We start from the raw sequence: 22,343 nt of genomic DNA, 5'->3' as shown, positions 1-22,343 counted from the left end.
CCAGGTTTTTTTATTGCAAAATATTGATATACATTGTCATAAATCAGGTTTATGTTAGCATGCGCCAAGCACTGATTGACCTTTAGTTAAAGCCGCATGTCTCCTAGTCCACAATATAAATTTTTACGCCAAGCTCCTCGAGATGGCCTTAGTACTGCCATGCAACCTTCGCGCTGGCAGCAGCTTCATATTGACCCTTGGTTATGCCTATTTTTATTCCTAAATGCATTGTTAGGTTTAACGGTACTTTATAGTGCATCTGCACAAGATGTGGGACTCGTCAGTAAACAGGCCATGAGCTTTGGTATCGGCTTTCTGGTCATGATTAGCCTAGCGCAAATTCCACCCAAGGTTTATCAAGCTTTTTCACCTTATTTTTATTTATTTGGCCTGTTTTCCTTAATTGGCGTTATGGTTTTTGGTGAAGTTCGCATGGGTGCGCAGCGCTGGATCGATATTCCGGGGTTCGGGAGTGTTCAACCCAGCGAATTTATGAAAATTGGCATGCCAATGATGGTTGCATGGTTTTTAGCTCGCAAACCTCTTCCTCCTAGCTTCTCGCAGGTTATTTTGTCTTTAATGTTAATTGGTGTTCCATTTTTACTTATTGCAGAACAGCCTGACCTAGGAACATCACTATTAGTATTAGCAAGTGGGATTTTTGTACTGTTCTTAAGTGGGCTATCTTGGCGCATGATCGGTGCAGCAGCAGCTTGTGCAGCTATTGTGATTCCAATTGCATGGGAATTCCTTTTACACGACTATCAACGTCAACGAGTATTAACGTTGCTTGACCCAGAAGCGGATGCTTTAGGAACAGGCTGGAACATTATTCAGTCCAAAACAGCAATCGGTTCTGGTGGGTTCTCAGGTAAAGGTTTCCTCGAAGGTACTCAATCACATTTACACTTCTTACCAGAAGGCCATACTGACTTTATTATTGCTGCTTACTCAGAAGAATTCGGTTTAATTGGTGTACTTATATTAGTAATTCTTTATTCGGCCATTATTTTTAGAACATTTCAAATCGGTTTACAAAGCTTTCATAATTATGGCCGATTAGTGGCTGGCGCGTTTGGTTTGTCTTTTTTTGTTTATGTATTTGTAAACGCAGGAATGGTCAGTGGTATTTTACCTGTAGTGGGTGTTCCCTTACCTTTTATGAGTTATGGCGGTACCGCTATTATTACTTTAATGGCCACTTTTGGTTTAGTCATGTCTATTCATACACATCGATAATCTGGAATTTAAAAAAGATATGTTGTCTCAATTTGTTAATAAAACTTTAAAAGTGCTTGCCTTGTGTACTGGCCTTATTAGCACAAGTCATTTTGCTCAGGCCAATGATTTTGTAACTCATCCTAACTATTTAAATTTTAAACAAAAAGCCATGAGCACTTATGGCTTAAGCGGTGAACAGGTTGACGCCGCTATGAATGGTGCAAAAAATTTACCAAACATTATAAATATTATGACTCGCCCTGGTGAAAGTAAGCCTTGGTACGACTATCGCTCTATGTTTTTAGTCGAAGGTACTATTCAACGTGGTGTCCGCTTTAAAAACCAATATGCCGATGCTCTCAATCGTGCTGAACAACAATTTGGTGTCTCTCAAGCGGTTATTCTAGGCATTTTAGGTGTTGAAACAGGTTATGGAGCCAATAAAGGCTCGTTTATTACTCGTGATGCACTTGCAACGTTAGCTTTTGGCTACCCACGCCGTGCTGAATATTTTGGCGATGAGTTAGCTGCTCTCATTGCATGGACTTACAAAGAAGGTTATCCAACCAATAGTATTGTAGGTTCTTATGCTGGTGCCATTGGCTTCCCGCAGTTTATGCCAAGCAACATTAGTAAGTACGGGGTCGACTTTGATGGTAATGGTCATATCGACCTACGAAACTCTGCAGAAGATGCGATTGGTTCAATCGCAAATTACTTAGCAAAACAAGGCTGGCAACGCGATCAACCTATTGGTTTTATGGCTCGTTACACAGGTTCAAATCCGGAAAGTATCATTGCTAAAGATTTGACCCAGCCCACTCCGTATGGTGCACTAAAAAATCAAGGGATTTCCCCTTTAAATCCGTTAGTCAAAATTGATGACTTAGATATGGTAAATGTTATTCAATTACAAGACTATAACGGTCCAATTTACTATTTAACCTATCCGAACTTTCAAGTAATTACGACTTATAACAAAAGCCGAATGTATGCGACTGCCGTATGGTTGTTAGGTACAGAAGTAGCTAGCCGATAGGCTAGCTTTTTGATGAGTTTATGTAAAAGTCAATAAATATTTTTGTTAAATCGATCACAATACATACATTTTAAATACCTTGTTACATATTTGGTTATTTTTTAACCTAAAACTGTAAGTTTTTGCCCTTTTTGTAACTATTTCTCGTTAAAGACTAGACACTCTCCGTAAGCGATGAATATTATCCACCCCAATCAAGCAATTGCAAAAGTGAATAATTAGGCATGTTCACTTCAATTTTTAGCTCTTTGGCTAAATGAAAAAGTGCATGTTCTCAGGAGTTTATATAAATGCAGTTATCGCTGAAATACATTCTTGCACTGACGGCTAGTTTAAGCATGGCCCCACTGCACGCTGAAATGATGCAATCATCATCATTAAATAGCGATGTAGATGGTCCAAATGCAAATTTAGCTGCTCGTGTGTTGAGTAAAGATACTCAAAACTTTAATTCTCGTTTCTCTAACATTAACAGTCTTTCAATCACTGAACGTTCTGGCGATCAAATCCGTCGTCAAGCTATCGCAGCTAAAATTGAAATCCCTGAAGATGAGCCTTCAGTGATTGAAAAACTTAACACAGTAGCTTCAAATACTGTTCGTAAGTTTAGCCAAACTGGCATGGCATCGTGGTATGGTCGTCAATTTCATGGCCGTAAAACTGCAAGTGGTGAAACATTCGATATGAATGCACTTACTGCTGCTCACCGTAGCTTACCGCTTAACTGTTATATCCGTGTCACCAACAAAGACAATGGCAAAAGCGTAGTGGTAAAAGTAAACGATCGTGGTCCTTTCCATGGTAATCGTGTGCTTGATTTATCATACGGTGCAGCTAAACGCCTTGGTATTACCAATGCTGGTACTGCTAAAGTAAGTATTGAGCGTGTAGACGGTCCTACTTCATAAGCGATTACTCCTCGAGTTCATGAAAAAGCCACCAGTTAAGTTGTGGCTTTTTTAATATAAAAAGAGCAAAAAAACCCTATAAAAATTTTGTGTCTAGATTCGTTTTTTCATTACAAAAATGATTATTTTTTAACCCAAAAACACACTGATTTATTCTTTATCGATTTTTGCGCATATTTTTCGATTACAGCCATTTTAAAATAATTCCGCTACCCTAGTACCACTTTAGTCTAAAAAGAGTTGTTTAACGCGTTTTAAGACAAGATGAGTTGAGTATTTTTCTATTATTTTCCCATTCTTCATGAAAATGAGTTTTTTTTGAGGATTCGACTCTCTCAAAATCACAAATAAATAACCTGAAATTTTTGAGCTCATCCTCCCCTTTCTTCAGTGCTGTTTTTCATTTTTGTGCCGAAGTGAATAAACTTTAAATTTTAGGCTTACTTGATTTAACAAACATGTCGATATACAACTTGTCTTGTCTCTCCCGATAACGAGAGGATAAAATATAAACAGAAAAAGAATGACTCAAAATTAGACAAGGAGAACAAGGTCTATGAAATCTATCGGTGAATGGTTTGATGAATATAGTGAAAGTCATCAAAACCCGATAAATAAGAAAATTCACTGGGTATGTGTTCCAGCTATTTTATTTTCGATTATTGGAATTATTGCTCACTTTAGTGCCCTACTCACCGCTTTACTCGTAGTACTGACACTCATTTTTTATGCTCGGCTTGATCTTGTACTTGCAGTAGCAATGGCTGCTCTACTTGTTGTGATGGCATGGCTTATTTATGTTCTACCAGTAGGTGTAGGATTTTATATTGCTCTTTTTGTGTTTGCCTGGATTGGACAATTTTATGGACATAAAGTTGAAGGAAAAAAACCTTCTTTCTTTAAAGATTTGCAATTTCTCTTGATTGGTCCGGTCTGGTGTATGGATGCTTATCTTGCAAAGATATTACCTCATTGGAAAAGCCGTCAAAAGAAACTGATTGCTCAATAAATTTTGAAGAAGCTGAATCCTAAAAAGATTCAGCTTTAACTTAATGATTTATTAGAAAATTTATAAAATAAAAAAATGCTAGGCTCAGCAGAACGCTCGGTAACACTTTTTTAAAATAGAAAGCCACGACAGTACAAAATATCGTTGCGTATAAGTAAGGATTATCTAAAAATCCTCTTAATTCATTATTTTCAAAAAAAATTACTGGAATACAAATAGCACTTAATAAACAAGGAGCTGAATAATTCAACATTTTATTCATAAGTACTGGTAATTTAACTTTTACGTTTGGTTCCAAAAAATAATAACGATTAAAAAATACGATAGCTGCCAGTCCTAAAATCATAAGCCATGACATTTTATTTTTCTCCCATTTTATTTTCGACTATTACCGCAATAAACATCCCCAATAAACCAGAAATTAGAATGGCACCTTCTATATGAAAAAATTTAAGCACAAAACCACTGACACAAGTCATTAAAATGCCTGCCATTACAGGCTTCCCTTTACACATAGGAACAATCATGGCAACAAAAATAGCAATAATGGAAAAATCCAAATGATAATTTAATAAGTTAGGTAGCGCCGTTGCTAATAAAATACCCACTAAACTAAAAACCACCCAAAATAAATAAAAGCAAAGACCTGCTCCGAATAAGTATTGAGGATTTTTTTTCTCATTAGGAACACTTACTGCAAATAATTCGTCGGTAAGCAGAAAACCAAAAGTTAATCTTTTTGAGAGAGGCAAAATAGAAATGTCATTTCTTAAAGTTAAAGCATAAATAAAATGTTGAGCAGTAAGAAAGAAAATAGTGACATAGATGGTTAATAACGATGCACCTTCCATCACCATGCTTAAACTTACTAATTGCGCAGCGCCAGCAAACACAATTCCTGACATCGCTAGTGCTTTATAAAATGATAAACCCGCATGAACTGCCATTGATCCAGCTAAAATAGCCCATGGTATAACCGAAATAGATAGTGGCAATATATCTATCACCCCTCGTAAAAAAAGATGCGGTGGTCGGCTTTTAGAAAATCTAATAGATTGATTTAAATGAGTATTCATCCCTAGACATCTATAACAGTTATTATTTATAGATTTTCTGGTATTTAGCTCAGCTTCGCTTGAACAAAATTGCGGTTAGCACTGCAAATAAATTTTAAAGATTAAGACTCGCCACATATTGGGTTGGTGTAACACCCATCGCCTTCTTAAAATGACGATTAAAATGGCTTTGATCAGAAAAACCACATTGCTGTGCAACCATTACAATTTGAACGCCTTGTTTTAATAATTGTCTCGCTTTTTGCAAACGCGCCTGTACTAACCATGCATGAGGCGGTAAACCCACATGTTTTTTAAATTGTCTTAAAAAATGCCATGCACTTAACCCGACCATATCAGCCAATTCCTGCAAAGAAAAATTCTTTTCAGGCATATCAGCTAACAAATCTTTAACTTTTAATACTTTTGAATAAGCTTCTGGTAACTCGCAAAAGGTGTGTCTTGACTTACCATGACGCACCATTAAGCATGCCAATGTCGATAAATACATGGTTTCTTTAAGCAAAAAATTGTCTTTTTGTTCTAATAAATCAAATAATAAACAGAGTTGTTGAGATAATCCCAAGTCCTGAATTACAGCTTGCGGAAACCAAGGTGCCCCATGGCCTTGCTCAAAAAAATCTTGGCTTACTTCAGCAAGCATTTCGGGTGTAGGATAGATTGCACGGTAACGCCAGCCCGATTCGACAGCAGATGAGCCGGTGTGAATTTCATCTGCATTAACCAAAATAATGTCACCTTTAGGGGCAACATGTAGCTGACCCGTCCTAAAAAAAGACTGTGCACCCTCTTCAATGACACCAATACAATATCCTTCATGAGTATGCTTTGAAAACTGTGTTTGGTGATAATGTGCTTTTAATAATTCTAAACCGCCCAACTCTCGCAAATGCAAGTAGTCAGCCTGTTCCCGGTGCATATATACATCTCATCTATTTATCTACAAAAAAACATAGCATGTTTTAAAAAGATGCATAGAACAAAATTGCTGTTATGCGGAAATGGATACCCTATTTTCTATTGGTAAATACGACCATTATGTTTCAACCAACCATTTTCATGGCGGTTCTGTGGATCATGATGCGTCCAATGTAATACTCCACCTTTTTCGTTATATTCATATTCCCCGTTAAATTCGACAATATCACCCTTTCTTAAATCTTCAATTTTTGGTGCTAAATCAATATTATGTGCTACTAAAATTGAAAGTCCATTTTTTAATATCAGAATAAATTTCTGGTGTCTCGACCCATCATTATCTTCTTTTAAGATTGCTTTTACTCGACCACTACCCTGCACTTGAACGTTACTTTGTCTACGTTCATAAGCAGCCTTTATGGTATCTACTCCATCATTTGAAAACGTCGTTTCAGTACGCTGATTCGCAGGTATGCTTGATGATGGTGTCGAATTGTTTTTATGCCCAGATAAGTCCAGACCCAAATATGCAGCAATCAATAAAACAATTATGCCGCCAATACCTAGATTCTTTTTATTTGTCATCTTTATATTCCGTTTTCAACAGAGATAAAAAAAGCCCCATAGGGGGCTTTTTTTGAAGATACGAATTACTTCGCAGCAGCTTGAGCAGCAGCAACTTCTTCAGCAAAGCTAAGTTCAGCTTTTTTCTCGATACCTTCACCAACTTCGAAACGTACGAAGTTAGCAACATTTGTACCAGTCGCTTTTAATACGTCAGCAACTTTTTTCTCGTTGTCGATAACGTACATTTGACGGTCAAGAGCAACTTCGTTTAAGTATTTCTCAACAGAACCAGTTACCATTTTCTCAACGATGTTCGCTGGTTTACCAGATTCTAACGCTTTCGCTTCAGCAATTTCTTTCTCTTTAGCGATAAGGTCAGCTGGAACAGCTTCAGCATTTACTGCTACTGGGTTGAATGCAGCAACGTGCATTGCAATACCTTTACCAGTGTCAGCATCACCAGTATAAGAAACTACAACACCGATTTTTAAACCGTGTTTATAGATAGCCAATTGTTCGCCTTCAACGATTTTCGCACGACGAACTTGGATGTTTTCACCGATTTTTTGAACAAGCGCGATACGAGCTTCTTCAACTGATTGGCCATCAGCTAATTTTAATTCAGCAATTTTAGCAGCATCAGTTTCGCCAGCAGCTAATGCAGCAGCAGCAACTGTGTGTGCAAAGTTAGAGAAGTTTTCGTCTTTAGCAACGAAGTCAGTTTGACAGTTTACTTCAACTAAGATCGCTTTATTACCGTCTTGAACGATAGTGATTGCACCGTCAGCAGCAATGTTGCCAGCTTTTTTAGCAGCTTTAGCTTGACCAGATTTACGAAGGTTATCAATAGCAAGTTCGATGTCACCGTTCGCTTCTGTTAATGCTTTTTTGCATTCCATCATTGCAAGACCAGTACGGTCACGTAATTCTTTTACCATGCTTGCAGTAATTGCAGTCATGTTGATCTCCTAAAATCGGTAGAAAATAAATCTGTTCAACAAAAACGGCCCAAAGAAACTCTGGGCCGTTTGCACTCTCGACGCTTAATTTGCCACCATTACATGTCGCAAAAATGACAAGCCTGCGTCAAAACGCATTAAGCCTCAGAAGCGTCTTTCGCAGCGTCATCGCCTTTTGCTTGAGCGTTCGCTTGAGATTGAGCGTATTCTTTACCAGCAAGAATTGCATCAGCCATAGCTGAAGCATATAAAGTTACTGCACGGATCGCATCGTCGTTACCAGGAATAACGTAATCTACGTTGTCTGGGTTAGAGTTTGTATCAACGATACCGATAACAGGAATACCTAAGTTTTTCGCTTCTTTGATTGCAATCGCTTCGTGATCAACGTCGATTACAAATAATGCGTCAGGTAAACCACCCATGTTTTTAACGCCGCCTAAAGAGCGCTCAAGTTTTTCCATCTCACGAGTACGTTCTAAAGCTTCACGTTTAGTAAGCTTAGCAAAAGTACCGTCTTGAGATTGAGTTTGAAGATCTTTTAAACGGTTGATAGATTGGCGAAGTGTTTTCCAGTTCGTCAACATACCACCTAACCAACGGTGATCTACGTATGGTTGACCAGCGCGTTGAGCTTGTTCACGGATGATGTTAGAAGCAGCACGTTTTGTACCAACGAACAAAACTTTGTTCTTTTTGCTTGCTAATTGGTTAGCGAAGTTCAAAGCATCATTTAACGCAGGAACAGTGTGCTCAAGGTTGATGATGTGAATTTTGTTACGCGCGCCAAAAATGTATTGACGCATTTTTGGGTTCCAGAAACGAGTTTGGTGACCAAAGTGCGCACCTGCTTGAAGAAGGTCGCGCATGCTTACGTTGTAATCTGCCATTTTCTTTACCTTAAAAGTTGGGTTAGGCCTCCATATATCCGCATTCTCCACCTTTTTACGGGCACCCAGAGTAATGTGACGATATATGTGCGGATTTTTACTCCACCTATCAAAATTCTTCGTAAAAGATATTCACGAAAAGCATTTGATAAAATGGGCGGCTATTTATACCATAGACGCTTGTAAATTACCAAAAGTTTTTAGAGATCATGAACAGTACTTATACAGCTCCACGTCGATTAATCAAAACTCCAGATGAAATTGAAAAAATGCGCATTGCAGGACGACTGGCGGCTGAAGTTCTAGATATGATCAAGCCGCATATTAAAGCTGGTGTAAGCACACTCGAGCTTGATACGATTTGTCGTAATCATATTGAAAATGTACAGCACGCTATTCCGGCCTGTGTAGGTTACGGTGGTGCGCCAGGACGCCCTGCTTTTCAACACTCTATCTGTACTTCGGTTAACCATGTTGTATGTCATGGTATTCCTTCTGAAAATAAAATCTTAAAAAACGGCGATATCCTTAACATCGACGTGACCGTCATTAAAGATGGTTATCATGGCGATACCAACATGATGTATATCGTGGGTGGTGAAACTTCTATTCTGGCAAATCGTTTATGTAAAGTAGCTCAAGAAGCGATGTATCGCGGAATGGCAACAGTTAGAGATGGTTCGTATTTAGGCGATATTGGACATGCCATCCAAAAATATGTCGAATCAGAGCGTTTTAGCGTAGTGCGTGAATATTGTGGTCATGGCATTGGTACCGTTTTCCATGATGAACCTCAAGTGTTGCACTATGGCCAAGCTGGTACCGGCATGCGTTTAGAAGCTGGTATGACTTTCACTATTGAACCTATGGTAAATGCGGGTGTTTGGCAAACCAAATTGCTTGGTGACAAATGGACAGTTGTAACCAAAGACCATAAACTTTCAGCTCAATATGAACATACTATTTTAGTCACTAAAACAGGGATTGAAGTATTAACAGCTCGCCCAGAAGAAGATCTTTCACGCTTTAATCAATAATTTAATCAAAATTAATAAAAGGCTGCTTTATGTAGCCTTTTCTTTTTTATTTTGTACTTTTTATTAATAAATATTTCCAAATATAAACAAATATTTCAAAAAAATTACAATTATTAATTTTTAATACACAATTTTTTCAATAAAACGCGTTATGGTGGGCTCAATAAAAATCAGTAAACAAATGCTCGGACATGGAGTCCTTTTATGATGAAAAAGTCATTATTTTGTATGACAGCTGCCTTATTTGCTCTGCCAACAGTCACTTCCGCCGCTTCCCCATATTTTAGTTTAAAAGATGGTGATGGTTTCAAACGTTTTTCAGTCTCAGCTGGTCCTTTATATGTCAAACCAACAGGAAAAGCCCAGCCTTTTAGGATTAACACTTCTGTTAAGGAAAATGAGCAATCTAAGGTCGGAGATATTAAAGTAAAAACTATTCAAGACAATATTTCCGATAGTAATAGTAATGTCGTTCTTGAAGAACTTATTGATGTTATTGGTTTAGGTACTGATACTATTCCCGCATGGTTAAGTGGAACAGCTGAAATTCGCGGTTTGAGTCAATGGGAAGCTGAGAATACGGGCTTAGAAGCAGATGATGTAACTACTCTCGGTCTTATGACAAATTACTTTTTTACGGATAATATTTCATTAGAAGTAAAAGCAGGGATTCCGCCTAAAGTCGATCTACAAGGTAAAGGTAAGATTTATGCACCTTTTTCCGCTACTGCAAAACCTGCTGGTGGAATTCTTGGTTCTATGGAACTTGAAAATAATATTTTTATTACCGATCTTGAAGCACATGGGAGTGCGGCATCAGCTCGAGCTTGGACACCAGCATTTGAATTACAATATCACTTTGGCAAAACTGGCGTAAATAAATTCAGACCTTATGTTGGACTAGGTGTGATGTATGCATATTTCAATGAATTAGAAATAAATCCTGAAATTGAAAATGACTTAGTAAATGCTGGGCATATGATTGTCAATATTAAAGATGGTAAATCGGGTGCTGCTTTAGAAAGAAAAACTAGCTCTGGTGATCCTAAAGTAGATCTTGAGGCATCCGACGCAATTGCACCCGTAGCAACTTTAGGTTTCACCTATGACTTTAATGACAAATGGTATGCTGTTGGTTCTGTGTCTTATGCTCACTTAAAAACGGATACAACAATTACAGTCAATGATGCCAAGTACGGTGAGTTAATTAATGCAAAAGCAGATATCGAAATTAATCCAATATTAGGTTATGCCGGTATTGGTTACCGATTCTAAATCTCAAAAGCACACAAGCTATAAAAGCTTTACTTAAGCTTTTATAGCTTTTTTATCCCACCAAAATTGCTTCTTTTTAAACCAAAATGCCAAAAAAATGAGCATTTTTTAGGATCATATTTACTAAGTTCAACCTTCTTTATTTTTGATTAACACCTCTTCTTTTAATTCCTTTTCTCTAATCATTTTTATGTTAGACAACTAACCTAATAAAATTAAAAACTAAGATTTTCCTTTTAGTAAAAATTATCTTTTGGCACGACCTTTGCTTTATTTATGACATGATGAATCAATGGCGATTCAATGGATAAACCAAGACGGCCAAAGATGTCCGCTCTGATCGGTATGCAAATAGACAATTCATTTTGTCGTGCAAATTAAAATTTCGTTCAGTTCAGGGGGACGGCGTATGTCTTCAAATATTAATTTAGATGCAAAAAAAGCGACTGAAATTAAATTATTCAGTTTTTCAACCCCAGCCATGCGTGCTTTCCACATGACTTGGCTCGCGTTCTTTGTCTGCTTCTTCGCATGGTTTGCTTGCGCTCCATTAATGCCCGTTATTAAAGGTGAGTTCGGCTTAACCAAAGATCAAATTGCCAATATTAATATTGCCGCCGTTGCAATTACAATTTTAGTGCGGCTTGCTGTCGGACCACTTTGTGATAAATATGGTCCGCGTATTACTTACACCACCCTTCTCTTACTGGGCAGTATTCCTGTATTTGGTGTTGCCGCTGCCAACAGCTATGAATCTTTTCTTTTCTTCCGTTTACTCATCGGTGCAATTGGCGCAAGCTTTGTCATTACGCAATATCATACCAGTATCATGTTTGCACCAAATGTCGTAGGCACAGCAAATGCAGCTGCTGCGGGTTGGGGTAATGCTGGCGGTGGTGCAACACAAGCTCTAATGCCTTTATTACTCGGTGCAATTGTAATGTTCGGTGTCGAGCAAACTATGGGTTGGCGCGTTGCATTAATCGTACCAGGCGTAATGATGGTAATTGTTGGGGTTCTTTACTGGAAACTTACCCAAGACTGTCCTCAAGGAAACTTTAAAGAAGTTCGTGCACAAGGTATTGAGGTGGGTAGCGGTAAAAAAGGTGGCATGGCAATCTTAATGCAAGCGGCTCGTAACTACCGTGTCTGGATTTTATTCCTCGCTTATGGTGCTTGCTTTGGTATTGAAATTTTCATCCATAATGTTGCCGCAATGTACTATGTTGACCAATTCAAAATGGATTTAAAAACAGCAGGGTTAACCGCAGGTATATTTGGCCTTCTTGCCTTATTTGCACGTGCATTAGGCGGTATTATTTCCGATAAAGTCGCACTTAAAAAAGGTTTAGACGGACGTACTAAAGTACTTGTACTGATGATTTTAGGTGAAGGTTTATTCTTAATACTCTTCTCTCAAATGAACGTCGTAGCTCTTGCAATTATTTCCATGACAGTTTTTGCATTGTTTACCCATATGGCTTGCGGAGCAACATATGCACTAGTCCCTTTTATTGACCGAAATGCATTAGGCGGCGTCGCAGGCATTATTGGCGCAGGTGGAAATGTGGGCGCAGTAGCAGCTGGTTTCTTACTAAAAGGCGTACTTGATATTCAAACTTGTCTATTTATTTTAGGTGGACTGGTTATGGTTGCAGGCTGTAGTGTAATTTTGATTCGCTTCACAACCGAGCACAAAGAAAAAGAAAAAATACTTTTTGAACAAGCTCTACTTGAACGCAATTCAGCAGCTTAATTCTGATAAGAAGCAGAAATCACAAATGATTTTTGCTTCTTCACCTTTTTCATAATAATCCGAAATCTCTAAGATACTTTTTAATTTTTCTTAAAATAATTTTATAGATATATCGATATTATTCGATATATCTTCTACAATGATTTATCACATTCTTATAATTTTCTACTCACAATGACTAAAACAAGCCATCAGTTTTCCCAATCACTCATTTATATGCTCATTGGAAGTGCCATTATTTTGGCTTTGTCACTAGGTGTACGACATGGCTTTGGGCTTTATTTAGTCCCGATGAGTCATGAGTTCGGTTGGGGACAGCATGTTTTTAGTCTAGCAATTGCCATGCAAAATCTAATCTGGGGTGCAGTTCAGCCTTTTACTGGGGCAATTGCAGATAAATATGGCAGTAAAGTTGTGGTAACAGTCGGCGGATTACTTTATACCCTTGGCTTACTCTTAATGGCTTTTAGTTCAAGTGTACTCATTTTGAATTTAAGCTTAGGTCTTATTATTGGTTTAGCTTTATCAGCAACCTCTTTTACAGTTTTGCTTAGCGCAGTAGGCCGAGCTACTCCGCCAGAAAAAAGAAGTATGGCAATGGGTATTGCTAGTGCAGCTGGTTCTTTTGGCCAATTTATTATGCTGCCTTCTACCCTTCTCTTACTTAAGACAGTGGGATGGTCGTCAGCTTTAATGGTAAGTGCGCTATTAATCGCTCTTATTATGCCTCTAGCATGGATGTTAAAAGGGCCAAGCAACCAAACCCCAAAAGCAATTGCCCAACCTCAGCTCACCTTTAAACAAGTACTGAATATTGCTAGAAAACATAAACCTTTTTGGTGGTTAGCTTTAGGCTTTTTAGTATGTGGCTTCCAAGTTGTCTTTTTGGGTGTTCACCTACCAGGTTATTTAATCGACCACGGCTTTGATGCCGCTACAGGTACGGTGTTTCTTGCTTTAGTCGGATTATTTAATATCGTAGGAACTTATGGCGCAGGCTGGTTAGGAGATCGTTTCTCGAAACCTAAGTTATTAATGGCACTTTATGGTAGCCGCGGCATCGCAATCATTGCTTTCTTATTGTTACCTCTAAGCACTTATACAGTATATGCTTTCGGTATTATCATGGGGCTTCTATGGCTTTCTACGGTTCCTCTCACCAATGGTATCGTGGCAAATATGTTTGGTGTTAAATACCTTTCAATGTTAAGTGGTATTGTATTTTTCACCCATCAAGTCGGGTCTTTCTTTGGTGGTTGGCTTGGTGGTGTTAACCATGATTTAACAGGTAATTACAATGCGATTTGGCTCTGTTCTATCGCATTGAGTATATTAGGGGTAATCGTACATTTCTTTGTAAATGAGGAGGCTGTTATTCATGACGCATAATGCCGTACTTTTGAAAACAATTGTGACTTTCCTCATCTTAGCTCTTCTGGTTTTATCTATTGTTTTATGGAAACAGACACCTGATTTGTTTGAATATTTTAATCAAGCATTTTGTGCACACTAGAGGGATGAGACGCTGAAATCACTCTGTACATTGTCATAAAAATATAAAAAACATATGGTCTAATAAAAATAAAAAAGCCCGCAAGTTTGCGGGCTTTTTCATGAAAAACTTATTTAAAATCAAAATAAACGATTCATACCATTAAGTGCAGCTACACGGTATGCTTCAGCCATGGTTGGATAGTTAAATGTCGTTTCAACAAAATATTTCAAAGTATTGTTTGGGCTGTGCATAACTGCTTGTCCAATGTGGATAATTTCAGCAGCATTATTACCAAAACAGTGAATACCTAAAATTTCCAAAGTGTCACGATGGAAAAGAATCTTCAACTCACCTACTGTATCACCGGTAATTTGTGCACGCGCTAAATGACGGAAAGAAGCCTGACCGACTTCATACGGAATTTTCTCTTCCGTTAATTCCTGTTCATTCTTACCAATAGATGAGATTTCCGGAATGGTATAAATACCTGTAGGGATATCACGTACTGGCTTCGCATCTTCACCACTCATGTTTGCACCAGCACAGCGCCCTTGGTCATAGGCAGCCGAAGCAAGTGAAGGCCAACCAATCACGTCACCAGCAGCATAGATGTTTTCAACTTCAGTTTGATATTGATCATTTACAGAAAGTTGACCACGACTATTTGGTACCAACCCAACATTTTCAAGACCTAAACCTTCTGTGTTACCTGAACGGCCATTACACCAAAGAATCGCATCAGCTTTAATCTTTTTACCACTTTGTAAATGTAGAACAACGTGGTCATCAAATGTTTCAAGATGATCCATTTGTTCATTGTGACGAATCAACACGCCCTGTTCACGTAAGTGATAAGACAAAGCATCGGCAATTTCATCATCTAGATAACTTAAGAGTTTTTGTTGAGTATTGATCAAGTCAACTTTATGGTCTAAACCAATAAAGATTGAGGCATATTCACAGCCAATAACACCTGCGCCGTAAATAATGATTTTTTGAATTGAGTAATCAAGATCAAGAATTTTGTCCGAATCAAATACACGTGGGTGGTCAAAATCAAGACCTTGCGGATGATAAGGACGACTACCTGTCGCGATCACGATTTGCTTACAGATAATTGTTTCTTTAATGCCTTCGTGGCTAAAAACTAAAACTGTATTTTTGTCTTGAATATATGCACGACCGTGAAAGACACCAATTTTGTTACGGTCATAAAAGCGTGTATGCGTATCAACCTGTTGTTGAATCACTTTGTGCGCATTACGCAAGACCTGTTTCATAGTGAACTGTTTCCATTCACCTACTTTTTGAAACATTGGATCACGCTGATAGCGAATAATGCTAGAAACTGTTTGACGTAATGCTTTACTTGGAATGGTTCCTACGTGTGCACAGTTACCACCGAGTTGATCACGTACATCTACAATTGCAACACGCTTACCAGCTTTTGCAAGCTTCATTGCCGCGCCTTCACCTGCAGGTCCAGAACCGAGAACTACCGCATCGTACTTAACGAAATTCCCACTAACGACCTCTTTTTTACGTGGCATTGAAAGCTCCTTCCTCTGTTGAATGACCATATTTTATAATAAATTATGGCTAATATGCGGTGAATTTATGTATTTCTCAACCCTATATTTCTGAATAGCCACATTTATTATATGAATAGTTATTTTCCGCTATTACTTGTAGAAGTCCGCTATAATACAATGTCAATGTCTCTATAAACGAGTGGAAAAGTTAAATATGTCAGAACACCGTAAACCTGAACAGGGTGTAAAACTTCGTGGCGCAGAAAAAGTCGCAAGAATTCCTGTAAAAGTTGTACCTACGGTTGAAGTGCCGCGTAAACCTGACTGGATTCGTGTCAAGATGACGGCACCAGAAGAAGTTCAGCGTATTAAAACGACTTTACGTGCTCAAAAACTCCATACCGTTTGTGAAGAAGCAGCTTGTCCGAACCTTCCAGAATGCTTTGGCGGTGGTACAGCAACATTCATGATCATGGGTGATATTTGTACACGTCGTTGCCCTTTCTGTGACGTAGCGCATGGTCGTCCAAATGCATTGGACCCTGATGAACCACGCCACATGGCAGAGACAATTGCCAATCTTAAGCTCAAATACGCAGTAATCACTTCGGTTGACCGTGATGACTTGCTTGACGGCGGTGCACAACACTTTGTGGACTGTATTAAAGAAGCTCGCGCACTTAGCCCAAATACATTACTTGAAATTTTAGTACCAGACTTCCGTGGACGTATGGATATTGCTTTACGCATTATGACTGAATGTCCGCCAGACGTATTTAACCACAACATTGAAACTGTGCCACGTCTATATAAAGCGATGCGCCCAGGTTCAGATTATCAACACTCTTTAAACTTATTAAAAATGTTTAAAGAATACTGCCCAGATATCCCAACAAAATGTGGTTTGATGGTGGGTATTGGTGAAACTGAAGAAGAAGTCATTGCATTGCTTGATGACTTACGTGCTCACGATGTCGACTATGTCACTATTGGTCAATACTTGCAGCCTTCTAAACAGCATGCACCAATTGACCGTTTTGTAACACCAGAAGAATTTGAACGTTATGCAGAGCATGGCCGTAAACTTGGCTTTAGAAATATTTGGTCTGCACCAATGGTTCGTTCAAGCTATTTTGCTGATCGCCAATACTATGGTGAACCTGTTCCTGAAGTTCGTCGCAAGGTAGATCCTGCGAAAAAAATTGCGGTACAAGCAATCGAAGCTTAACACTTCATAAGTATTAAAAAGGCCTTCAGATTATGAGGGCTTTTTTATTTATACAAGAAAATCAATAACATTTCTTGACAAATCGATAAAACAAGCCATTACACTTTCATTCAAAAATATTTTATACCTAAAAGCACGATATATCCCTGCTCTAGCATATACATCAATTGCGACATAAAAAATCAAATTTAAACAGCATTAAAAAATTCGCTAGTTAAGCCTTAAATCTCTCCTCGCTTTTTTATTATTTCTAACTTGAGGGCTTATCTAGCAAGGAGCAAGTATGATTTTCCTACTCTTTGTTTTAAGTATTGTCATTCAGCTTGTTGCAATATGGGCAATTTTCTTTTTTAACCTAAATAGAGTCACTGGTAGTGTTATTACGATTGCTGTAGCCATACTTACTGCTTTCATTTTAACGCCGTGGGCATTACTTTTAGGGATTCCCCTTATTGCACTTAGCATTATTATTTTGTTTAAACCTTTACGGTTTAACTTAATTACCCAACCTGCATATAAAACTCTGGCCAACTCAATGCCGAGCATCAGTACCACTGAACAAGAAGCCTTAGAAGCAGGAACATGCTGGTGGGAAAAAGAGTTATTTATGGGGGCTCCAGATTGGTCGCAATTTGAAAAATATCCCTATCCTACACTTTCACCAGAAGAACAAAGTTTTATCGATAATGAAGTTGAAGTGCTATGTAGCATGCTGGATGAATGGGAAATTCACCATCAATTAAAAGACCTTCCTCCTGAAGTTTGGCAGTTCATTAAAGATAAAGGCTTCTTAGGCCTTATTATTCCAAAATCCTTTGGCGGTAAAGAGTTCAGCTCATTTGCTCAAAGTCGCATTATGAGCAAAATTGCCTCGCGTTCATTAACTGCTGCGGTGAGTTGTATGGTTCCTAACTCATTAGGACCCGGTGAATTACTCATGCATTACGGTACAGATGCGCAAAAGCAGCAATATCTACCGGGACTTGCTAAAGGTGAAGAAATTCCATGCTTTGGTTTAACCAGTCCGGAAGCAGGTTCAGATGCAGGTGCAATTCCAGATTCGGGTGTAGTCTGCTATGGCGAATATGAAGGTGCTCAAGTTCTTGGGCTCCGCATGAATTTCTCTAAACGTTGGATTACGCTCGCTCCAATTGCCACAGTGGTCGGTCTAGCATTTAAACTTTATGACCCCGAAGGTTTACTTGGAGATAAAACTAAAACTGAGTACGGGATTACCTGCGCTTTAATTCCAGCCAATCATGCAGGCGTAAAAATAGGTGCACGACATTATCCGGGCTCTCCATTCATGAATGGGACAGTAGAAGGTGAAGATGTCTTCATTCCAATTGACTGGATTATTGGCGGACAAGAAAATGCCGGTAAAGGCTGGCGCATGCTGATGGAATGCTTAGGTGTTGGCCGAGGTATTTCACTGCCCGCATTAGCCACGGCCGCAGGTGAAATGAGCTATCTCACTGTCGGTGCATTTGCAAGAATTCGCCAGCAATTTAATATTTCTGTCGGCAAATTTGAAGGTGTACAAGAAGCAAGCAGTGAAATTGCCAGCGATGCTTATATGCTTGAAGCATTCCGTTATTTAGTGACATGCGGTCTGAACCAAGGTGGAACCCCTGCTGTAATGACTGCCATGGCAAAATACTATGCAACCGAAACCATGCGTAAAGTGGTTAATCACGGAATGGATATTGCTGGAGGACGTGCAATTCAACTTGGACCACGCAATTTCCTTGCTCTCACCTATCAAGCGATTCCAATTGCCATTACGGTAGAAGGTGCAAACATTTTAACCCGTTCATTGATGATTTTTGGTCAAGGCTCAATGCGCTGTCACCCTTATCTTTTTGAAGAATTGCAATTACTTCAGTCTGATGACAAAGCCAATGCCGTACAAAAATTCGATGATTTGTTGTTTAAACATTTAGCCTATACCTTTAACCGCGGTGCTAGATCATTTGCTTATGGTTGGACGGGTGGTTCGAGTGATGCGCCTCAGTCAGCAGATCAATTCACTGCAAGTTACTATAAAACCATCAATCGTTTTAGCGCCAATTTTTCACTTGTTTCCGATATGGCACTAGGATTACTCGCAGGAGATCTAAAGCGTAAAGAAATGCTATCAGGCCGCTTGGCAGATATTCACGCGCACTTGTTTATTGCCACTGCAATTTTAAAATATTATGAGGCTGGACAAAAAACTGAAGCTGAACAACTTCATGCCAAACTAGCACTGCAAAAAGCATTTTTGAATATTCAGGAAGCATTTTGGGGACTATTTGGCAACTTCCCAGCCAAGCTTCCAGCAGCATTTGTCAAATGGATATGCTTCCCGTTAGGTCGTGTGATTTCAAAACCTGACGATGAGTTAAAACAACAAGTTGCTGAACTCATGATGGAAGAACATCCGTTTAGAGAGCAACTCAAACGCCATGTGTACTATTCAACTGAACCTAATGATGTCACTGGCCGTCTAGAGCACACGTTCCAAATGTTAAGAACCATTGAACCGCTTTGGGATAAGTTTAAGAAAGCTGAATCCAAAGGCAAGTTTACGGGTCTTACTTTTGAAGAGAATATTGCGCAAGCGATAAAAGAAGGCTTTATTTCTGAAAGCGAAGCTCAACAATTATTGCAGTACAACGCAATTCGATTCGATAGCATGCTTACCGATGTTTTTGATGAAAAGCTAAATAAAGTCCTGCCTTTATCAAATCCTCATCAAATAGTGTGACTGATGCCTCCACTAATTCACTATTGCAATCATTTTTGATTCGCATTAATTAATAAACAGCCATAAAAGCGTCAATCGACGCTTTTATTTTTAGGAGAAATTAATGTCTAAGCAAGATTACGAAAATGGATTAAAAGTACGCACAGAAGTGATGGGAGAAGCTTTTGTAAAACGTGCCCAAGAAAATACCGTGCCCTTTACCCAGCCTTTACAAGACTGGATTAATGAACATGCATGGGGATCGACTTGGCAACGTGAAGGTGTGCTGCCACGTAAATATCGCTCATTAATTACTTTGGCAATGTTAACTGCACTCAAATCACCAACAGAACTCAAGGGTCATGTTCGTGGTGCACTCAACAATGGTTGTACAGTTGAAGAAATTCAGGAAACTTTATTGCATAGCCTGCCATATTGCGGTGCCCCTGCTACTCAGGAAGCTTTCCGGGCTGCGTTAGAAGTCATTCAAGAATATCAACAATAATAACTTCAGTATGAGCCAGCACTTTACTGGCTCATTTAAGTTTAATTCAATTTAGTCGAATGAATATTTAAATTACGGTCACCAATTACGACAGCCTGACGGCAAATACCTTCTGCTTTACGTTGATTCTCAAAAACTGCTGCCGACATCGGCTCAAAACTATCAAAAAAGCAGATTTCATTTTGATCTATAGAATAAATGAGCGACTGATTCCCTACCCCTTCTAAAGTGTCGTAGTACACAATCACCATTTTTCCATTTTGAGTCTCTGTTTGAATATCTTGATAGCTCAGCGCTGGCCCAGTTGGTATTTTTAATATCTTTGCTTCTTTATAGCTCATGCGTTCGCTTGGGCTAATGTTAGGATCATGATCTGAGTGAAATGACACCTCAAAGCCCAACTTTTTTAAAGCAACGGCTAAAGCAATCGTATAAGTTCCTTCATCGTCATAGCGGCAAACTTTAATCAGCTCAGCAACATCAATTTGTACTCCATGATGTTGAAGTACCATCCAAACTGCAAAAAGGCCACAGTTCGCTTCGAGGGTTGCCAAAGATTCGGGAATATTTAAGGCCATAATTTAGATCTAAAGTCGTAATTACGCAGATAATAAACAAAACTGGATTGGCACTAAAAGCTTTTCCAAGTACAATGTTTCGCTAGTCGAGGGATGCTGCGACAAATGATCGGCACTAAAGATCATTTTGCCAGGCTCGACGATCGGTTAAACACTCGTTTTAACCAACAACGGCATCCGCGAACAGAATGATCAATACTATTTTTTCCTAGGAGATCCTGATGAACGCGGTTAATGCTTCATTTACAGATTACAAAGTTGCTGACATCTCACTTGCTGACTACGGTCGTAAAGAAATCAAACTTGCTGAAGCAGAAATGCCAGCTTTGATCGGCTTACGTAAACGTTATGCAGCGTCTAAACCACTTGCTGGTGCAAAAATTCTTGGTTGTATCCACATGACTATTCAAACAGCGGTTCTTATTGAAACGCTTGTTGAATTAGGTGCTGAAGTTCGCTGGACATCTTGTAATATCTTCTCGACTCAAGACCACGCTGCTGCTGCAATTGCTGCTCGCGGTATTCCAGTTTTTGCTTGGAAAGGTGAAACTGAAGAAGAATATGTATGGTGCCTTGAACAACAAATCAATGTAAATGGCCAACCTTGGGATGCCAACATGATCTTGGATGATGGCGGTGACTTAACTGCTCTTGTTCATGAAAAATATCCTGCTCTTTTAGAGCGCATTCACGGTATTACCGAAGAAACTACAACAGGTGTTCAACGTCTTATCGAAATGTGGAAAGACGGCACTTTAAAAGTACCTGCAATCAACGTAAATGATTCTGTTACTAAATCTAAAAATGACAACAAATATGGTTGCCGTCACTCATTAAATGACGCAATCAAACGTGCAACAGATATGCTTTTATCTGGCCGTCGTGCGCTTGTGATCGGTTACGGTGACGTAGGTAAAGGTTCTGCTCAATCTTTACGTCAAGAAGGCATGATCGTTCGTGTAACTGAAGTTGACCCAATTTGTGCAATGCAAGCATGTATGGATGGTTATGAAGTTGTATCTCCATACAAAAACGGCGTACAAACAGGTAAAAAAGAAGACATTAACCACGATCTTCTTGGCAACACTGACCTTGTTGTAACAACAACCGGTAACTACCATGTGTGTGATGCAGCGATGTTAGACAGCTTAAAAGCTGGTGCAGTTGTATGTAACATCGGTCACTTCGATACAGAAATCGACACGGCTTATTTACGTGGTTACAAGTGGGTTGAAGTTAAGCCACAAGTTCACCAAGTTTATCGTTCAGAAGACGAAAACAACTATCTTATCCTTCTTTCTGAAGGCCGCCTTGTAAACTTAGGTAATGCAACTGGTCACCCATCACGTGTTATGGACGGTTCTTTTGCTAACCAAGTTTTAGGTCAAATTCACTTATTCCAAGAGAAATTTGCCGACCTACCTACAAGTGAAAAAGCTGCAAAAATTCGCGTAGAAGTTCTTCCTAAGAAACTTGACGAAGAAGTTGCTGCTGCAATGGTTGCAGGTTTCGGTGGTGTACTCACTCAGTTAACTCAAGAGCAAGCTGATTATTTAGGCGTTGCTGTTGAGGGGCCATTCAAATCTGACGCTTACAAATACTAAGAACATAAGGGCAGACGG

20 protein-coding genes are annotated in these 22,343 nt (G+C 39.0%); 12 read left to right on the top strand and 8 right to left on the bottom strand.

The genetic code is table 11. The features are described from left to right. The first annotated feature begins 96 nt into the window (after positions 1 to 96). The 4 genes from rodA (at position 97) to MKL62_RS19160 (ending at position 4,177) form a co-directional block, all read left to right on the top strand. Complete coding sequence (gene rodA, locus MKL62_RS19175) at positions 97 to 1,239, top strand: rod shape-determining protein RodA (protein ID WP_000075224.1); 1,143 nt, start codon at positions 97 to 99, stop codon at positions 1,237 to 1,239. 19 nt (positions 1,240 to 1,258) lie between these two features. Further along, positions 1,259 to 2,260, top strand: a complete 1,002-nt coding sequence (gene mltB, locus MKL62_RS19170; RefSeq protein ID WP_000951088.1) for a lytic murein transglycosylase B — start codon at positions 1,259 to 1,261, stop codon at positions 2,258 to 2,260. Positions 2,261 to 2,550: 290 nt separating this feature from the next. Beyond that, on the top strand, positions 2,551 to 3,168 hold the full coding sequence (locus MKL62_RS19165) for a septal ring lytic transglycosylase RlpA family protein (protein ID WP_001177236.1): 618 nt from the start codon (positions 2,551 to 2,553) through the stop codon (positions 3,166 to 3,168). Positions 3,169 to 3,724: 556 nt separating this feature from the next. Next, positions 3,725 to 4,177 carry an Mpo1 family 2-hydroxy fatty acid dioxygenase gene (locus MKL62_RS19160; protein WP_000835608.1) on the top strand — a complete coding sequence of 151 codons (453 nt, stop codon included), beginning with the start codon at positions 3,725 to 3,727 and terminating at the stop codon, positions 4,175 to 4,177. Positions 4,178 to 4,217: 40 nt separating this feature from the next. On the opposite strand, the gene MKL62_RS19155 is transcribed toward MKL62_RS19160, so the two are convergent. The 6 genes from MKL62_RS19155 to rpsB all read right to left on the bottom strand — a co-directional run bounded on the left by MKL62_RS19155 (position 4,218) and on the right by rpsB (position 8,587). Continuing rightward, a complete protein-coding gene (locus tag MKL62_RS19155) occupies positions 4,218 to 4,535 on the bottom strand; it encodes an AzlD domain-containing protein (protein WP_000118659.1) in 318 nt (105 codons plus the stop codon). A 1-nt stretch (position 4,536) separates the two neighbouring features. Further along, positions 4,537 to 5,253, bottom strand: a complete 717-nt coding sequence (locus MKL62_RS19150) for an AzlC family ABC transporter permease (protein WP_005128246.1) — start codon at positions 5,251 to 5,253, stop codon at positions 4,537 to 4,539. A 94-nt stretch (positions 5,254 to 5,347) separates the two neighbouring features. Then, positions 5,348 to 6,172 carry a helix-turn-helix transcriptional regulator gene (locus MKL62_RS19145; protein WP_000554500.1) on the bottom strand — a complete coding sequence of 275 codons (825 nt, stop codon included), beginning with the start codon at positions 6,170 to 6,172 and terminating at the stop codon, positions 5,348 to 5,350. A 98-nt stretch (positions 6,173 to 6,270) separates the two neighbouring features. After that, positions 6,271 to 6,756 (bottom strand): DUF3465 domain-containing protein, encoded by a 486-nt coding sequence (locus tag MKL62_RS19140; protein WP_000182522.1) that lies wholly within the window; start codon positions 6,754 to 6,756, stop codon positions 6,271 to 6,273. Between the two features lie 65 nt (positions 6,757 to 6,821). Further along, positions 6,822 to 7,697 (bottom strand): translation elongation factor Ts, encoded by an 876-nt coding sequence (gene tsf / locus MKL62_RS19135; protein ID WP_000125378.1) that lies wholly within the window; start codon positions 7,695 to 7,697, stop codon positions 6,822 to 6,824. Between the two features lie 137 nt (positions 7,698 to 7,834). Next, positions 7,835 to 8,587, bottom strand: coding sequence for a 30S ribosomal protein S2 (rpsB, locus tag MKL62_RS19130; protein ID WP_001982118.1), 753 nt, complete (start codon positions 8,585 to 8,587; stop codon positions 7,835 to 7,837). 209 nt (positions 8,588 to 8,796) lie between these two features. On the opposite strand from rpsB, the gene map reads away from it, so the two are divergent. The 4 genes from map (at position 8,797) to MKL62_RS19110 (ending at position 14,044) form a co-directional block, all read left to right on the top strand. Continuing rightward, the gene (gene map, locus MKL62_RS19125; protein WP_001089491.1) at positions 8,797 to 9,624 is read left to right on the top strand and encodes a type I methionyl aminopeptidase; all 828 of its coding nucleotides are present in this window, start codon (positions 8,797 to 8,799) and stop codon (positions 9,622 to 9,624) included. A 204-nt stretch (positions 9,625 to 9,828) separates the two neighbouring features. Beyond that, positions 9,829 to 10,899 carry an OmpW/AlkL family protein gene (locus MKL62_RS19120; RefSeq protein WP_000976520.1) on the top strand — a complete coding sequence of 357 codons (1,071 nt, stop codon included), beginning with the start codon at positions 9,829 to 9,831 and terminating at the stop codon, positions 10,897 to 10,899. Between the two features lie 409 nt (positions 10,900 to 11,308). After that, positions 11,309 to 12,655, top strand: a complete 1,347-nt coding sequence (locus MKL62_RS19115; protein WP_000097620.1) for an MFS transporter — start codon at positions 11,309 to 11,311, stop codon at positions 12,653 to 12,655. 174 nt (positions 12,656 to 12,829) lie between these two features. Then, entirely contained in the window at positions 12,830 to 14,044 is a 1,215-nt protein-coding gene (locus MKL62_RS19110) for an MFS transporter (RefSeq protein ID WP_005128245.1), read from the top strand. 243 nt (positions 14,045 to 14,287) lie between these two features. On the opposite strand, the gene sthA is transcribed toward MKL62_RS19110, so the two are convergent. Beyond that, complete coding sequence (sthA, locus tag MKL62_RS19105) at positions 14,288 to 15,700, bottom strand: Si-specific NAD(P)(+) transhydrogenase (RefSeq protein ID WP_001137505.1); 1,413 nt, start codon at positions 15,698 to 15,700, stop codon at positions 14,288 to 14,290. 196 nt (positions 15,701 to 15,896) lie between these two features. Here sthA and lipA point away from each other — a divergent pair, with 196 nt between their 5' ends. The 3 genes from lipA (at position 15,897) to MKL62_RS19090 (ending at position 20,143) form a co-directional block, all read left to right on the top strand. Then, a complete protein-coding gene (lipA, locus tag MKL62_RS19100) occupies positions 15,897 to 16,910 on the top strand; it encodes a lipoyl synthase (protein WP_001289259.1) in 1,014 nt (337 codons plus the stop codon). Between the two features lie 283 nt (positions 16,911 to 17,193). Further along, the gene (locus tag MKL62_RS19095; protein ID WP_005128244.1) at positions 17,194 to 19,659 is read left to right on the top strand and encodes an acyl-CoA dehydrogenase; all 2,466 of its coding nucleotides are present in this window, start codon (positions 17,194 to 17,196) and stop codon (positions 19,657 to 19,659) included. A gap of 103 nt (positions 19,660 to 19,762) precedes the next feature. Next, positions 19,763 to 20,143 (top strand): carboxymuconolactone decarboxylase family protein, encoded by a 381-nt coding sequence (locus tag MKL62_RS19090; protein WP_005128242.1) that lies wholly within the window; start codon positions 19,763 to 19,765, stop codon positions 20,141 to 20,143. A 41-nt stretch (positions 20,144 to 20,184) separates the two neighbouring features. On the opposite strand, the gene MKL62_RS19085 is transcribed toward MKL62_RS19090, so the two are convergent. Continuing rightward, positions 20,185 to 20,721: a cysteine peptidase family C39 domain-containing protein gene (locus MKL62_RS19085; protein WP_001196997.1), complete on the bottom strand. Its 537-nt coding sequence runs from the start codon at positions 20,719 to 20,721 to the stop codon at positions 20,185 to 20,187. 221 nt (positions 20,722 to 20,942) lie between these two features. On the opposite strand from MKL62_RS19085, the gene ahcY reads away from it, so the two are divergent. Beyond that, positions 20,943 to 22,325, top strand: a complete 1,383-nt coding sequence (gene ahcY, locus MKL62_RS19080; RefSeq protein WP_005128240.1) for an adenosylhomocysteinase — start codon at positions 20,943 to 20,945, stop codon at positions 22,323 to 22,325. Positions 22,326 to 22,343: the final 18 nt, after the last annotated feature.

Origin of the sequence: Acinetobacter sp. AOR01_HL, assembly GCF_027855455.1 — a bacterium.
GTDB classification, from domain to species: Bacteria; Pseudomonadota; Gammaproteobacteria; order Pseudomonadales; family Moraxellaceae; genus Acinetobacter; species Acinetobacter baumannii.
Note: the sequence above shows the minus strand (reverse complement) of the source record. Positions and strands in the feature narration are given on the sequence as shown.

What these genes read in the sequence shown, in the direction of transcription:
- tsf (WP_000125378.1), bottom strand. Translation starts at nt 7,697, where the DNA reads ATGACTGCAATTACTGCAAGCATGGTAAAAGAATTACGTGACCGTACT.
- sthA (WP_001137505.1), bottom strand. Translation starts at nt 15,700, where the DNA reads ATGCCACGTAAAAAAGAGGTCGTTAGTGGGAATTTCGTTAAGTACGAT.
- MKL62_RS19145 (WP_000554500.1), bottom strand. Translation starts at nt 6,172, where the DNA reads ATGCACCGGGAACAGGCTGACTACTTGCATTTGCGAGAGTTGGGCGGT.
- MKL62_RS19090 (WP_005128242.1), top strand. Translation starts at nt 19,763, where the DNA reads ATGTCTAAGCAAGATTACGAAAATGGATTAAAAGTACGCACAGAAGTG.
- MKL62_RS19150 (WP_005128246.1), bottom strand. Translation starts at nt 5,253, where the DNA reads ATGAATACTCATTTAAATCAATCTATTAGATTTTCTAAAAGCCGACCA.
- MKL62_RS19110 (WP_005128245.1), top strand. Translation starts at nt 12,830, where the DNA reads ATGACTAAAACAAGCCATCAGTTTTCCCAATCACTCATTTATATGCTC.
- MKL62_RS19095 (WP_005128244.1), top strand. Translation starts at nt 17,194, where the DNA reads ATGATTTTCCTACTCTTTGTTTTAAGTATTGTCATTCAGCTTGTTGCA.
- MKL62_RS19140 (WP_000182522.1), bottom strand. Translation starts at nt 6,756, where the DNA reads ATGACAAATAAAAAGAATCTAGGTATTGGCGGCATAATTGTTTTATTG.
- rodA (WP_000075224.1), top strand. Translation starts at nt 97, where the DNA reads ATGTCTCCTAGTCCACAATATAAATTTTTACGCCAAGCTCCTCGAGAT.
- MKL62_RS19115 (WP_000097620.1), top strand. Translation starts at nt 11,309, where the DNA reads ATGTCTTCAAATATTAATTTAGATGCAAAAAAAGCGACTGAAATTAAA.
- MKL62_RS19085 (WP_001196997.1), bottom strand. Translation starts at nt 20,721, where the DNA reads ATGGCCTTAAATATTCCCGAATCTTTGGCAACCCTCGAAGCGAACTGT.
- MKL62_RS19120 (WP_000976520.1), top strand. Translation starts at nt 9,829, where the DNA reads ATGATGAAAAAGTCATTATTTTGTATGACAGCTGCCTTATTTGCTCTG.
- mltB (WP_000951088.1), top strand. Translation starts at nt 1,259, where the DNA reads ATGTTGTCTCAATTTGTTAATAAAACTTTAAAAGTGCTTGCCTTGTGT.
- ahcY (WP_005128240.1), top strand. Translation starts at nt 20,943, where the DNA reads ATGAACGCGGTTAATGCTTCATTTACAGATTACAAAGTTGCTGACATC.
- MKL62_RS19165 (WP_001177236.1), top strand. Translation starts at nt 2,551, where the DNA reads ATGCAGTTATCGCTGAAATACATTCTTGCACTGACGGCTAGTTTAAGC.
- rpsB (WP_001982118.1), bottom strand. Translation starts at nt 8,587, where the DNA reads ATGGCAGATTACAACGTAAGCATGCGCGACCTTCTTCAAGCAGGTGCG.
- map (WP_001089491.1), top strand. Translation starts at nt 8,797, where the DNA reads ATGAACAGTACTTATACAGCTCCACGTCGATTAATCAAAACTCCAGAT.
- lipA (WP_001289259.1), top strand. Translation starts at nt 15,897, where the DNA reads ATGTCAGAACACCGTAAACCTGAACAGGGTGTAAAACTTCGTGGCGCA.
- MKL62_RS19155 (WP_000118659.1), bottom strand. Translation starts at nt 4,535, where the DNA reads ATGTCATGGCTTATGATTTTAGGACTGGCAGCTATCGTATTTTTTAAT.
- MKL62_RS19160 (WP_000835608.1), top strand. Translation starts at nt 3,725, where the DNA reads ATGAAATCTATCGGTGAATGGTTTGATGAATATAGTGAAAGTCATCAA.